13 protein-coding genes are annotated in these 13,778 nt (G+C 66.9%); 12 read left to right on the plus strand and 1 reads right to left on the minus strand.

The annotated features are described in order from the left end of the window. Nucleotides 1-213: 213 nt before the first annotated feature. The 8 genes from ACT2B0_RS05060 (at nucleotide 214) to ACT2B0_RS05095 (ending at nucleotide 7,969) form a co-directional block, all read left to right on the plus strand. Complete coding sequence (locus ACT2B0_RS05060; protein ID WP_473462084.1) at nucleotides 214-1,608, plus strand: amidase family protein; 1,395 nt, start codon at nucleotides 214-216, stop codon at nucleotides 1,606-1,608. Between the two features lie 28 nt (nucleotides 1,609-1,636). Then, nucleotides 1,637-2,029, plus strand: a complete 393-nt coding sequence (locus tag ACT2B0_RS05065) for a carboxymuconolactone decarboxylase family protein (protein WP_473462086.1) — start codon at nucleotides 1,637-1,639, stop codon at nucleotides 2,027-2,029. Continuing rightward, the gene (locus ACT2B0_RS05070; protein WP_473462089.1) at nucleotides 2,026-2,940 is read left to right on the plus strand and encodes an NAD(P)-dependent oxidoreductase; all 915 of its coding nucleotides are present in this window, start codon (nucleotides 2,026-2,028) and stop codon (nucleotides 2,938-2,940) included. The genes ACT2B0_RS05065 and ACT2B0_RS05070 overlap by 4 nt, the downstream gene beginning before the upstream one ends. Nucleotides 2,941-2,972: 32 nt before the next feature. After that, nucleotides 2,973-3,911: an N-carbamoyl-D-amino-acid hydrolase gene (locus ACT2B0_RS05075; protein ID WP_473462091.1), complete on the plus strand. Its 939-nt coding sequence runs from the start codon at nucleotides 2,973-2,975 to the stop codon at nucleotides 3,909-3,911. A gap of 66 nt (nucleotides 3,912-3,977) precedes the next feature. Further along, complete coding sequence (hydA, locus tag ACT2B0_RS05080; RefSeq protein ID WP_473462093.1) at nucleotides 3,978-5,435, plus strand: dihydropyrimidinase; 1,458 nt, start codon at nucleotides 3,978-3,980, stop codon at nucleotides 5,433-5,435. 279 nt (nucleotides 5,436-5,714) lie between these two features. Next, nucleotides 5,715-6,620, plus strand: a complete 906-nt coding sequence (locus ACT2B0_RS05085) for a polysaccharide deacetylase family protein (protein WP_473462095.1) — start codon at nucleotides 5,715-5,717, stop codon at nucleotides 6,618-6,620. A 60-nt stretch (nucleotides 6,621-6,680) separates the two neighbouring features. Beyond that, the gene (locus tag ACT2B0_RS05090; RefSeq protein WP_473462098.1) at nucleotides 6,681-7,001 is read left to right on the plus strand and encodes a hypothetical protein; all 321 of its coding nucleotides are present in this window, start codon (nucleotides 6,681-6,683) and stop codon (nucleotides 6,999-7,001) included. Continuing rightward, the gene (locus ACT2B0_RS05095) at nucleotides 6,998-7,969 is read left to right on the plus strand and encodes a CobW family GTP-binding protein (protein ID WP_473462099.1); all 972 of its coding nucleotides are present in this window, start codon (nucleotides 6,998-7,000) and stop codon (nucleotides 7,967-7,969) included. The genes ACT2B0_RS05090 and ACT2B0_RS05095 overlap by 4 nt, the downstream gene beginning before the upstream one ends. 13 nt (nucleotides 7,970-7,982) lie before the next feature. Here the strand turns inward: ACT2B0_RS05095 and ACT2B0_RS05100 are convergent, their stop codons facing one another. After that, nucleotides 7,983-8,888: a LysR family transcriptional regulator gene (locus ACT2B0_RS05100; RefSeq protein WP_473462102.1), complete on the minus strand. Its 906-nt coding sequence runs from the start codon at nucleotides 8,886-8,888 to the stop codon at nucleotides 7,983-7,985. A 130-nt stretch (nucleotides 8,889-9,018) separates the two neighbouring features. Here ACT2B0_RS05100 and ACT2B0_RS05105 point away from each other — a divergent pair, with 130 nt between their 5' ends. The 4 genes from ACT2B0_RS05105 to ACT2B0_RS05120 are packed head-to-tail and all read left to right on the plus strand — an operon-like array spanning nucleotide 9,019 to nucleotide 13,597. After that, on the plus strand, nucleotides 9,019-10,407 hold the full coding sequence (locus ACT2B0_RS05105; RefSeq protein ID WP_481658456.1) for an MmgE/PrpD family protein: 1,389 nt from the start codon (nucleotides 9,019-9,021) through the stop codon (nucleotides 10,405-10,407). 48 nt (nucleotides 10,408-10,455) lie between these two features. Next, a complete protein-coding gene (locus tag ACT2B0_RS05110) occupies nucleotides 10,456-11,628 on the plus strand; it encodes an acyl-CoA dehydrogenase family protein (RefSeq protein WP_473462105.1) in 1,173 nt (390 codons plus the stop codon). An 8-nt stretch (nucleotides 11,629-11,636) separates the two neighbouring features. Then, nucleotides 11,637-12,755, plus strand: a complete 1,119-nt coding sequence (locus ACT2B0_RS05115) for a CaiB/BaiF CoA transferase family protein (protein ID WP_473462107.1) — start codon at nucleotides 11,637-11,639, stop codon at nucleotides 12,753-12,755. Continuing rightward, nucleotides 12,752-13,597 (plus strand): HTD2 family dehydratase, encoded by an 846-nt coding sequence (locus tag ACT2B0_RS05120; protein WP_473462109.1) that lies wholly within the window; start codon nucleotides 12,752-12,754, stop codon nucleotides 13,595-13,597. Before ACT2B0_RS05115 ends, ACT2B0_RS05120 begins: the two co-directional genes overlap by 4 nt. Nucleotides 13,598-13,778 lie beyond the last annotated feature (181 nt).

The following is a 13,778-nucleotide window of genomic DNA, read 5'->3' on the forward strand; positions in this document are numbered from 1 at the left end:
GGCGTGCCGCACGGGATGGTCTTTGTCCGAAAACGGGCGCTTCGCCGCACCGCAAGGGCAAATTCCCGACACGCCGGGCGGGGAATGCATCGGCCGCATTGCGTCGCAGACGGCGCGATGAATGCGCGCGGGCGGGCAGCAATGTTGTGACCCTATCTCACCACGTGCGGCTTGAGAAGCCCCGGCGGGTGACGACCGCGAAGGAGCGAAACAGTGAAAGAGATCGAGGCGATTGCCCGTCGCACGGCCGGCGAGATCGGGTTGGCCTATCGCAACGGCGAGACCGACCCGGTCGCCATGACGGACTATTTTCTGGAGCGCATCGAGAATGCGAAGGCCGACCGCATCTTCATTGCGGTCATGCATGAACGGGCGCGCAAGGAAGCCCGCGCGGCGGCCGGGCGTTTTCGCGAGGGGCGGCCGCTGTCGCCGCTCGACGGGGTGCCGATCGCCTGGAAGGACCTTTTCGACACGGCCGGCGCCGCAACCACGGCAGGTTCGGCGCTCTATCGCGACTCGGCGCCCAAACGGCGCGACGCGTTTTGCGTCGCCAATGCGGTGGCGGCGGGCATGGTGACGCTCGGCAAGCTCAATTTGACGGAATTCGCCTATTCCGGGCTTGGCCTCAACCCTCATTACGGCACGCCCATCAATCCCAACGACCGCCGGGTCGCCCGTTCGCCCGGCGGGTCGTCCTCGGGGTCGGGGGCGGCAGTCGCGGCCGGGCTGGTGCCGTGTTCGATCGGGACCGACACGGGCGGTTCGGTGCGCATTCCTGCCTCGCTCAACGGGGCCGTGGGGTTGAAGACCAGCGAAGGACGGATCGACAAGACCGGCATGGTGCCGCTTTCCCGGACGCTCGATACGATCGGGCCGCTCGGCCGCAGCGTGGCCGACTGCGTTATGCTCGACATGGTCTTGCGCGGCGCGCCGGCGACGGAAGCCCGGCGCGCGGATCTGTCCGCGACCCGCTTCGTCGCCGCCACGAACATCGTTCTGGACGAGGCCGAGCAGGCGGTTTTGGATAATTACGAAGCCGCGATCGCACGACTGGAAAAGGCTGGCGCCTCGGTGGAACGACGCCCCGTCGAGGCGCTGGAGATGGCCAGCCGCATGACGGCAAGCCACGGCTCGCTGGCGGCGGCCGAAGCCTATCACGAATATCACCAACTGGTGGACGGACCCGACGGCGGCAGGATCGACCGCCGGGTAACCCACCGCATCCTGCAGGGCAAGGCGATGTCGGCCCACGATCTGCAGTCGCTGCAGTCGGAGCGCGCCGCGGCGATCGCGCATATCGAAGCGGAGCTGGAGGATGCGTTCTTGTTGATGCCGACGACGGCGACGACGGCGCCGGAAGTCGCGCCGCTGGAGGCCGACGACGAGCTCTTTCACCGTGTCAATCTGCGCACGCTGCGCAACACCATGTTCGGCAACATTCTGCGTCTGTGCGGTCTTGCATTGCCGACCGGGCGCGACGGCGACGGGCTTCCGACCAGCATCCTGATTTCGGGACTTCACGGCCACGACGTGCGGCTGATGAGCGCCGGGCTGGAGATCGAGCGGCTGTTGGGCGGCCTGTTCGAGCCGACATGGATGCGTAGCTGACAACGACGAGGCGGCAAGGACAGGGACGATGAGCGGACAAAAACCAAGATCGGAAAAGTTCGAGCGTGGGCTGAAAACCAGGCGCGCCGTGCTGGGCGCGGACTATGTGGATACGTCGCTCGAACAGGCCGACGAGTTCAACTGGGCCATGCAGCAGCTCACGACCGAATGGTGCTGGGACGAGATCTGGAACCGGCCCGGCATCGAACGGCGCGACCGCAGCATTCTCAACCTTGGCATGACGGCGGCGCTCAACCGGCCGCAGGAGTTCAAGCTGCATCTGCGCGGGGCGCTCAACAACGGTCTCACCAAGGACGAACTGAAGGAGATTTTCCTGCAGATCGGCGTCTATTGTGGTGTGCCGGCGGCGCTCGACTGCTTCCGCATCGCCAGGGACGTGTTCAAGGAGCTGGACGTGTGACGGCGACGGTGTCTGGCGATACGGGCCCTGTAGCCTTCATCGGGCTCGGCATGATGGGCCGGCCGATGGCCGCGCGCCTGGTCGCGGCCGGCTTCGATGTGCGTGGCGTGGATGTAAACGCGGAGGCCCGTCAGGCGCTCGCCGCCGCCGGGGCCCGTGTGTTCGAGAAGGCGCGCACGGCGGTCGCGGGCTGCGACATCGTCGTGACTATGTTGCCCGACGGGGAGGTGGTGCGCGACGTGCTGATGGGCGCGGGCGGCGTGGCGGGATGCCTCAAAGAAGGAACCCTCGTCGTCGACATGAGCTCGTCGGCGCCGATGGGCACGCGTCTGCTCGGCGCCGGCCTGTTGGAGAAGGGTATCGCGCTTGTGGATGCGCCGGTGTCGGGCGGGGTGGCCCGGGCGCGCGACGGATCGCTGTGCATCATGGCCGGCGGCCGCGAGGCCGATGTCGTGCGCGCCCGGCCGCTGCTCGACGCCATGGGCACGACGGTCATCCATGCCGGGCCGCTCGGCTCAGGCCACGCCGCCAAGGCGCTCAACAATTACGTGTCGGCGGCCGGCCTGGCCGCGGCCTGCGAGGCGACGCTGATCGGCGAGGCTTTCGGCGTCGATCCCGGCACGTTGGTCGACATTCTCAACGCCTCGACCGGCCGCAACAATTCCACCGAAGTGAAGCTGAAGCCGCACATCCTTTCGGGCAGCTTCGCCTCCGGTTTCGCCATGGCCCTGATGGCCAAGGACCTTCATACCGCCAGCGATCTGGCGACAGAGCTGGGCATGACCGCATGCGGGGCCGAGCAGGCGGCTGCCCTGTGGTCGGCTGCCCTGGCCGATCTCGGCCAGGGTGCCGACCACACCTTGATCCACGCATTTTTGAAGAAGCGGGCGCGTGCCCGCAAACCCGTGTGAGGCGGCGGGCCGCCGAACGAAGGAGACGCATCATGGCAAGACTGATCAACACCGCCTCGGCCCAGATGGGGCCGATCAGCCGTTCGGAGACCCGCCGCGACACGGTGCGCCGGCTGATCGAGATGATGCGCGAGGCCAAGGCGCGCGGCGCCGAGCTGGTGGTGTTTCCCGAACTCGCCTTCACCACCTTCTTTCCGCGCTGGCTGATCGAGGACGAGGCCGAACTCGACAGTTTCTACGAGACCGAGATGCCGGGCCCGGAGACCGCGCCGCTCTTCGAGGAGGCCAAGAAACTCGGCATCGGCTTTAATGTCGGTTATGCCGAACTCGTCCACGAGGACGGCAAGAAGCGCCGCTTCAACACCGCGATCCTGGCCGATCCCAGGGGCGAGATCGTCGGCAAATACCGCAAGGTGCATCTGCCCGGCCACGACGCGCCGCAGCCCGGCCGCACCCACCAGCATCTGGAAAAGCGCTATTTCGAGCCCGGCAATCTCGGCTTCGGGGTCTGGCGCGCCTATGGCGGTGTGATGGGCATGTGCATCTGCAACGACCGCCGCTGGCCCGAAACCTATCGTGTCATGGGCCTGCAGGGGGTGGAGATGGTCGTGCTCGGCTACAACACGCCCTACGACCACACCCAGCACCCCGACATCGACAGCCTGACGCAGTTCCACAACCATCTGTCGATGCAGGCCGGCGCCTATCAGAACGCGACCTGGGTGGTGGGCACGGCCAAATGCGGCGTCGAGGAAGGTTCCAACATGGTCGGCCAGAGCGTGATCGTCTCTCCGTCCGGCGAGATCGTCGCCATGGCCTCGACCATCGGCGACGAGGTCATAACCGCGCGCTGCGATCTCGATATCGGCAAGCGCTATCGCGAGACGATCTTCGATTTCGCGCGCCATCGCGAGCCGGACGCCTATCGGCTGATCGTCGAGCGCAAGGGCGCGGTGCCGCCGCCGATGTGACGAAGAAGACGCCGGCGCGGTCGTCGCGCCGGCTTGACGGACTGTGAACCAGGCAAGGAGGACACGATGTCGACCGTGATCAAGGGTGGAACCGTGGTGGCTGCCGACCGCAGCTACGAGGCCGATATATTGATCGAGGGCGAGACCATCGCCGCGATCGGGGACAATCTCGCCGGTGACAAGGTCATCGACGCCGAGGGCGCCTACATCATGCCGGGCGGCATCGATCCCCATACCCATCTGGAAATGCCCTTCATGGGCACCACCACCGCCGAGACCTGGGAAAGCGGCACCTTCGCCGCCTTGTCGGGCGGCACCACCATGGTGGTCGATTTCGTCATTCCCGGCGAGGACGGCATGGTAAAGGCGCTTGACGCCTGGGAGGAGCGCGCCGCGCGCCAGGCTTCGTCCGACTATTCCTTCCATGTCGCGGTGACCGGCTGGTCGAAGCAGATTTTCGACGATATGGCCGCCGTGGTCGGGCGCGGCGTCAACACGTTCAAGCATTTCATGGCCTATAAGGGCGCGCTGATGGTCAACGACGACGAGATGTTCGCCTCGTTCAGCCGTTGCGCCGCGCTCGGCGCCCTGCCGCTGGTGCACGCCGAGAATGGCGACCTGGTCGCCGCCCTGCAGCAGAAATGCCTCGAAATGGGGATTGCCGGACCCGAGGCGCATGCCTATTCGCGCCCGCCCGAGGTCGAGGGCGAGGCGACCAACCGCGCCATCATGATCGCCGATGCCGCCGGCGTGCCGGTCTATATCGTCCACACCTCCTGCGAGCAGGCGCACGAGGCGATCCGCCGCGCGCGTCAGAAGGGCATGCGCGTCTATGGCGAGCCGCTCATCCAGCATCTTTTGCTCGACGAGAGCGAATACGCCAATGCCGACTGGAACCACGCCGCGCGGCGGGTGATGAGCCCGCCCTTCCGCGACAGGCAGCACCAGGAATCGCTGTGGGCGGGGTTGTCGGCCGGCTCGCTGCAGGTGGTCGCCACCGACCATTGCGCCTTCACCACCGAACAGAAGCAGTTCGGACGCACCGATTTCACCAAGATTCCGAACGGCACCGGCGGGCTGGAAGACCGGCTGTCGCTGTTGTGGACGCATGGGGTGGAGACCGGTCGGCTGACCATGAACGAGTTCGTCGCCGTCACCTCCACCAATATCGCCCAGATACTCAACGTCTACCCGCGCAAGGGGGCGGTCATGGTCGGCGCCGACGCCGACATCGTGGTCTGGGATCCGAAGAAATCGAAGACGATCACCGCAGCGACCCAGAAATCGATCATCGACTATAACGTCTTCGAGGGGCACGAGGTGCGCGGCATGCCGCGCTACACGCTGTCGCGCGGCGAGGTGGTGTGGGGCGAGGAGGGATCCAACGAGCCGCGGCCGGGTCGTGGCCGCTTTGTCGAACGTCCGCCGTTTTCCGCCGTCAACCGGGCGCTGTCGACCTGGAAGGAACTGACCGCGCCGCGCGCCGTGCAGCGGTCGGCCGAGCATATGCCGATCGGGGTTTGAGCCGTTTGGTTGGCGATACAGGATTCGGATCAATTGATATCAAATTATATATCAATTGATCCGGGGTGCGAGCTAACGCTATAAAATGGAAGGAGAATTGCCAATATCGTAGCGCTTCTATAGCATCCCGGAAGATCCTCGACCAAGCCGGCCCCGTACGGGAGCGGCGCGACATCGGCTTCGGGACCGGGACCCGGCGGTGTCATCGATCGCGCGCACCGTCTTGGCGGGCGCCGCGCGGAAGAAAAGTGCGGTTTTCACCTGGAAGGAGGACTCGAAATGGCAAAAAAAGAGATTTTCTGTTCGTTCGGCACCGATATCGACTCGGTGGCCGGGTGGATCGGCTCCTATGGCGGCGGGGATTCCCCGTCCGATATCCAGCGCGGCGTGTTCGCTTCCGAGGTCGGTGTGCCGCGGCTGTTGCGGCTGTTCAAGAAATACGACCTGCGCACCAGCTTCTTCATTCCGGGTCACTCGCTGGAGACCTTTCCCGACCAGTGCCGGCAGATCGTCGACGAGGGTCATGAGATCGGCGCCCACGGCTATACGCACGAAAATCCGGTCGCCATGACGCCGACCCAGGAGGAGGCGGTGCTGGCCAGGTCGGTCGAACTGATCGAGAAGATGAGCGGCAAGGCGCCGCGCGGCTACGTCGCGCCGTGGTGGGAAATGTCGAACAGCACCGCCGCCTTGTTGCAGAAATACGGCTTCAACTACGACCACAGCCAGGGCTATCGCGATTTCCAGCCGTTTTATGCCCGTGTCGGCGACAAATGGACTTTGATCGACTACTCCAAGAAGGCGGAGGAGTGGATGAAACCGCTCGAGCACGGCAAGGAGATCGACCTGGTCGAGATCGGTGCCAACTGGTATGTCGACGACCTGCCGCCGATGATGTTCATCAAGAAGTCGCCCAACAGCCACGGCTTCGTGAACCCGCGCGACATCGAGGAATTGTGGCGCGACCAGTTCGACTGGGTCTATCGCGAGATGGATTACGCCGCATTCTGCTTTACCATCCATCCCGACGTCAGCGGCCGCCCGCAGGTGCTTTTGATGCTCGAAAGGCTGATCGACTATATTAACGGCCATGACGGCGTGCGCTGGGTGCCGTTCGAGGAGATTGCCGAGGATTTCCGCACGCGTTATCCGTTCGAGGGCAAACAGCGGCCGCCCGTCATCTGATCGGTTGGACAGCGGCGGGCGGCGTTTGGCGCCGTCCGCCGCGATCGAAGGAGCGACAAAATGTGTGCCAATTGCGGTTTTCCGTCCGTCCCGGGGCACTGGACCGAGGCCGGCGCCTCGACGCCGACCGACCGCTTGCGGGCGCGTTTCCGCCGGGCCCAATTGCTGCAATCCGTGCTGCCGGCGTTCGGCTTGAGCGTACATGACGACGGTGCCACGCCCGGCGTCACGCTGTCCGATCGCACCGGCCGGCACGAGATGGTCGGCGACGTCAACGAAGTATGGCAGGCGGCCGAACGCATGAGCGGACACGTCATCGATCCGCTCGACCCGCGTTTCCTCGCCGAAGCGTGTGACGCGGAGGGGCGCGAGGACACATGAGCGAGGCCCGCGACGGGCGCATGCGGCTGACCGTGCTCGGCGGGTTTCTCGGCTCGGGCAAGACGACCTGGCTGCGCCACCAGTTGCATCACGGGCAGATGAAGGACGCGCTGGTGATCGTCAACGAGGCGGCCGAGGTACCGGTCGACGATGCGCTGCTGGCGCGGTCGGCCGAATTGCGGGTGCTGGCGGGCGGCTGTGCCTGCTGCGACGGGCGCGAGGCGCTGGTCACGCTATTACGCGCCATCTGCGACGCGCGCGTCGGCGGCGACGACGCGCTGGCCTCGCTCGACCGTGTTGTGCTTGAAACCAGCGGGCTGGCCGATCCAGGCCCGATCGTCGACACGATCCGCACCGATCCGGTCCTGATCCACCATCTGATGGTCGACGAGATCATCATCGCCATCGATGCGCTTTACGGGCTCGACCAGATGCGCAACGAGCCGCTGACCCTGCGTCAGATCGAGACCGCCGACCGGCTGCTGGTGACCAAGGTCGACGCCGCCGCCGGGCCCGATCTCGCCCGGCTCGTCGCCACTCTGCACGCGCTCAATCCCGGCGCGGCGATAGCGGGGGCGGCCATGGGCAGCGGCGCCGGCCTGCCCGACCATGCCGGCATCGAACCGGTCGCGATCCCGCCGGCCCAAGGCGAGGGCGCGGCCGCCCCGATCGCCGCCACGCGGCTCGACCTTTCCGAGGCCACCGACTGGCCGGCCTTTTCGATCTGGCTGAGCGCGCTGCTTCACGCGCGCGGCGACGACATCATGCGGGTCAAGGGCGTGGTGCGCACGCCGGCCGGACGGCTGCTTCTGCAGAGCGTGCGCAAGGTCGTCCAGCAGCCGGAAATCGTGCCCGAAACCGGCGCGAAGCCGCCCGGCGACGACAATTCCGTGGTGGTGATCGGCCGCGGCTTTCGGGCCGAGGATTTGCGCAAATCTCTGGCCTATTTTACCGGCGAGCGGCGCTGAACGGCTGGAGGTGTCATGCGGCGCGGGCGCCGGACACCAGGTGTTCGACCAGCGCATGGCCGAAGGCCGGCAACTCGTCGAGCTTCTGCACGCAGATCTTGAGTTCGCGGACCGCCCAGCGGTTGGAAAGCGGCACGACCGCAATGGCGTGGTTGTGCTTGAGCCGGTTCGCCACCGAGCCGGGCAGCATGCCGATGCCGACGCCGGCCTCGACCATGCGGCATAGCGATTCGAAGCTGGACACCCGGATGCGGATGTCTGGCGCGACGCCCATTTCGGCAAAGATGTTCTCCATGAAGCCGTGTATGGCGCTGCCGCGCTGCAGTGAAACCAGGCTGAGTGCGGCCACCTCGGCGAAATCAACCATGTCTGCGCCGGCGAGCGCGTGGCCGGCGGGAACGGCAAGCACCAGCGTGTCTTTCTGATAGGCAAGCACGTCGAGTCCGTCGGTGCGCACGGTCCCGGCCAGGATGCCGATATCGGCGCTGCCGTCGGCAACGGCGCGGGCGATTTCCGGGCTGAGCCGCTCCTCGAGGTCTATATCGACATGCGGGTGGGCGGCCAGGAAGGAGCCGAGCGCGGCCGGCAGGATCTCGGTCATCGCGGTCGTGTTGGCGAATACGCGCACCCGTCCCCGCAGACCGCGCGAGAACGCCTGCAGGTCACCGTGCAGCCGTTCGAGGTCGCGGAAAACCCGTCGTGCATGCGTCAGCAGCGCCTCTCCGGCCGGGGTCAGGCTGACCCCCTGGCTGGTGCGCACCAACAGCGCCGCGCCGAGCGCTTCTTCCAGGTTCTTGACCCGCATCGAGGCCGCGCCGACCGACAGATGCGCGCGTTCGGCGCCTTTGGTCAGGCTGCCGGCTTCCGCGATGCTGACGAAAAGTCGCAGATCCACGAGGTCGTAACGAAGGCCGGACATCGAGCCTTTTCTCCGGGAGCGTTTGCCTGTGCTGAAGGCGTGCTTCCTGAATAACGAATTGCGCGAGGGGGCGCTACATGCAGGATGAGATGGGCCGGCCGCACCCCGTCGGCCGTGAAGGAGCGCGCCCATGCACGAGCAACTGGACGAGACACCGAGCGCCCGGCTGGCCGCCTTTGCCGCCGGGTTGCGTTATGAGGATATTCCGCAGCCGGTGGTGGAGCGCGCCGTCGATCTGTTCGTCGACTGGGCCGGTTCCGCGCTCGCGGGCAAGGGCGTGCGCCCGGTCGAGATCGTCGCCGCCTTCGCCGCGCGCATGGGGCCGGCGGACGGGCCGAGCGAACTGCTTGCAAGCCGCGGCTCCAGCTCGCCGCTGTTTGCCGCGCTGGTCAACGGCGCCGCCTCGCACGTGGCCGAGCAGGACGATGTCCACAACGGCTCGGTCTTCCATCCGGCCGCGGTGGTTTTCCCCGCAGCGCTCGCCGTCGCCCAGGCCAACCGCGCCTCGGGCCGCGATTTCATCGCCGCCGTGGTGGCCGGTTACGAAGCCGGCATCCGGATCGGCGAATTTCTCGGCCGTTCGCACTACCGTATCTTCCATACCACCGGCACCGCCGGCGCGCTGGCCGCCGCGGCGGCCGCCGGCCGGTTGCTGGGACTAAAGCCTGCCGCCATGCTCGACGCGTTCGGCTCGGCCGGCACGCAGGCCGCGGGCCTTTGGGAATTCCTGCGCGACGCGGCCGATTTAAAGCCGCTGCACACCGGCAAGGCGGCCGCCAACGGGCTGATCGCCGCCTATCTCGCCGCCGATGGCTTCACCGGCGCCAAACGCATACTGGAAGGCGCGCAGGGCATGGGCGCCGGCATGTCGAGCGACGCCGACCCGGCAAGGCTGACCGACCGGCTGGGCGTACGCTGGGCGCTGGCCGAAACCTCGTTCAAGTTCCATGCCTCCTGCCGCCACACCCATCCGGCCGCCGACGCGCTGTTGAAGGCCATGCAGGACAACGATCTCACGATCGACGACATCGGCAGCGTCACGGCGCTGGTCCACCAGGCCGCCATCGACGTGCTCGGGCCGGTGACGACGCCGGCCAGCGTGCACCAGGCGAAATTTTCCATGGGCACCACGCTCGGCCTGATCGCCGCCCATGGCCGCGCGGGCATGAGCGAGTTCCAGGACGGGTTCGACAGTCCCGAGATCGCCGCCTTCCGCGCGTGCGTCGTCATGCGGCTGGACGACGAGGTCAATGCGGCCTATCCGGCGCGCTGGATCGGCAAGGTCGCGCTGGAGACGCGCGACGGCCGCCATATCGAGGCCAGGGTCGACGATCCCAAGGGCGATCCCGGCAACACGCTCAGCCGTGAGGAGATCGACGCCAAGGTGCGAGGACTCGCCGCCTTCAGCCGGGCCGCCGACGCCGCCGAGATGGACGTGGTGCTGCCGCGCCTGTGGACGATCGAACGCGCCAACCATATCGGCGCGCTGATGCCCGCGCGCGGTGCCGGCCTCTCCTGAACACGGCCCCGCCGACACAGATCAACCAGACCAAAATCGGAAAATTTCATGACCATCAAGGATCTTCCGGAAGGCGAGGATATTGCGCAGATCAGGCAAAGCGTCAGAAGGCTGTGCGCGGACTTCGCTCCCGACTACTGGCGCCGGCTCGACCGCGACAGCGCCTATCCGAGCGACTTCGTCAAGGCATTGTCCGATGCCGGTTATCTGTCCGTGCTCATCCCGGAGGAATATGGCGGCTCCGGCCTGCCGCTGTCGGCCGCGGCCGCGATCCTGGAAGAGGTCCAGCGCGCCGGCGCCAACGGCGCGGCCTGCCACGCGCAGATGTACATCATGGGGGCGTTGCTGCGGCACGGCAGCGAGGCGCAGAAACAGAAATATCTGCCCGGCATCGCCGCCGGCGAATTGCGGCTGCAGGCTTTCGGGGTCACCGAGCCGACCAGCGGCACCGACACCACGTCCATCAAGACCTTCGCCCGGCGCGAGGGCGACCATTATGTCGTCAACGGACAGAAAGTGTGGACCTCGCGCGCCGAGCATTCCGACCTGATGCTGCTACTGGCGCGTACGACGCCGAAGGAGGAGGCAGAAAAGCGCACCGCCGGCATGTCGGTGTTCATCGTCGACATGCGTGACGCGTTGAAGGACGGCATGACGATCAAGCCGATCCGCACGATGATGAACCATGCCACCACCGAGGTGTTTTTCGCTTCCGTGCGCGTGCCGGCCGACAACCTGATCGGCGAGGAGGGCAGGGGTTTTCGCTACATCCTGTCGGGCATGAACGCCGAGCGCATCCTGATCGCGGCCGAGTGTATCGGCGACGCCAAATGGTTCATCGACAAGGCGAGCGCCTATGCCGGCGAACGGCGGGTTTTCGGCCGTCCGATCGGCCAGAACCAGGGCGTGCAGTTCCCGATCGCACGCGCCTATGCGCAGATGCGCGCGGCCGAACTGATGGTCCACCAGGCAGCCAGCCTGTTCGAGGCCGGCGAGGACTGCGGCGAACAGGCCAACATGGCCAAGATGCTGGCGGCCGAGGCCTCCTGGGCGGCGGCGGAAGCCTGCGTGCAGACCCATGGCGGATTCGGTTTCGCCGAGGAATACGACGTCGAGCGCAAGTTCCGCGAAACCCGGCTCTACCAGGTTGCGCCGATCTCAACCAATCTGATCCTGAGCTATCTGTCCGAGCACGTGCTCGGCCTGCCGCGCTCCTATTGAGGAAAGCCATGCTGCCGCTTGAAGGTCTTTTGGTCGTCTCCATCGAACAGGCCGTCGCCGCGCCGACCTGCACGCTGCGGCTGGCCGATGCCGGCGCCAGGGTTATCAAGATCGAGCGCGCGGAAGGCGAGACGGCGCGCCATTACGACAAGGCCGTTCACGGCACCAGCGCCTATTTCGCCTGGCTGAACCGGGGCAAGGAAAGCACCGTGCTCGATATCAAGCACGATGACGACCGGGCGCTGGTCGAGCGCATGGTGGCGCGCGCCGACGTCTTCGTGCAGAACCTGGCGCCGGGTGCCGCCGCCCGCCTGGGTCTCGCGGCCGCCGACGTGGTCGCGCGCTATCCCCGCCTGATCGCCGTCGACATTGTCGGCTATCGCCAGGACAGTCCCGCGCGCGCCATGCGCGCCTACGACATGCTGATCCAGGCCGAGAGCGGCGTCTGCGCGGTCACCGGCACGCCCGACACGCCGGTCAAGGTCGGCGTGTCGATCGCCGACGTCATGACCGGCATGAACGCCCATGCCGCGATTCTGGAGGCGCTGGTCGGCCGGGCCGCGACCGGACGCGGCGCGGCCATCGAGATCGCCATGTTCGACACCATGGCCGACATGATGAGCGTGCCTTTGCTGCATCACGACTATGGCGGCAAGCCGACGCCGCGCACCGGGCTCGCCCACGCCGCGATCTATCCCTATTGCTCGGTCGCCTGCAGCGACGGCGAGATTGTGATCGTGGTGCAGAACCCGGGCGAATGGCGCCGCCTGTGCGAAGGCGTTTTCGAGCGGCCGGATCTGGTCGACGATCCGCTTTACCACGACAATCCGAGCCGGGTCGAAAACCGCGAACGGCTGGGTGGGATCATGGCCGAAATCTTCGGCCGCATGAGCCGGGCGGAGGCGATCGTCAGGCTCGAGGCCAACCGGCTCGCCTGGTCGAACGTCTCCACGGTGGCCGACCTTTCCGGCCACGCGGCTCTGCGGCGCATCCCCATCGAGACGCCGGGTGGCGTCTTCGACGGGGTCGCCTCGCCGTTGCGCCGCGCCGTCAAGGGCGGGCCCGTGCCGGCGCTGGGCGCCCACACCGACGCCGTGCGGCGCGAATTCGCCGAGGCGTCGTCATGAGCGCGGTCGACATCGACGATCTCAAGCGCTGGATCGGACGCGAGCAGCAGGCAAGCGACATCGTCACGCCGGGCCTGGCCGAACGTTTCGAGGCCACGCTCGGCCGCTCGGCCTATCGCGCCGCCGCCGCCCCACTCGCCATCCATTGGTGCCTGGCGCCGCCGGCCGTGCCGCCCGGCGAATTGGGTCCGGACGGCCATCCCGCGCGCGGCGGCTTCCTGCCGCCCGTGCCGCTGCCGCGCCGGATGTGGGCCGGCGGCGCGCTTTCCTTTCATGCGCCGCTTCCGATCGGGGCCGAGGTGAGGAGGGTTTCGCGCATCGCCGACATCGTTCACAAGACCGGCCGCAGCGGCGAACTGGTCTTCGTGACGGTCGAGCACGATTTCGACTGCGACGGCCGCACCGTCATTAGCGAGCGCCAGGACATCGTTTATCGCGGCGCGCCGTCCACCGCGCCCGCCACGCCCGGGCAACCCGGATCGCCTGCGCCGCTACCGGCGGCCGAGCACACCGAGACGGTCGAGGCGACGACGACGCTTTTGTTTCGGTATTCGGCGCTGACCTTCAACGGCCATCGCATCCATTACGATGTCGACTATGCGCGCGACGAGGAGGGCTATCCGGGTCTCGTCGTGCACGGGCCGCTGCAGGCGACGCTGATGCTGCATCTCGGCGCGCGGCTCGCCGGCCGTTCGCCGCGCAGCTTTTCTTATCGCGGCCTGTCGCCGCTCTTCCACGGCGGTCCGTTCACCGTCAACGCGGTCCGTTCCGGCGATGGGCTTGACCTTTGGTGCGCCGACGGCCAGGCGGCCAGGACCATGATCGCGAGTTTCGTTTTCTGAAGCACGCCGGCGGGTCGGCTTTGCCAGAGACCGCCGCCTTCCAACACCTTCGTCTCCGACAGAACCCCGCCAAAACCCGGGGTCGCGTGACGCACCGGCTTTGACAGCCTTGCGAACGGGGTCGCCGGCAACGATCGGGCCGTGGCCGCAAGACGACCGGCCGCCCGCTACCGTCGCTGCA

The sequence above is a fragment of the Nitratireductor sp. J20-h4 genome (assembly GCF_056780505.1).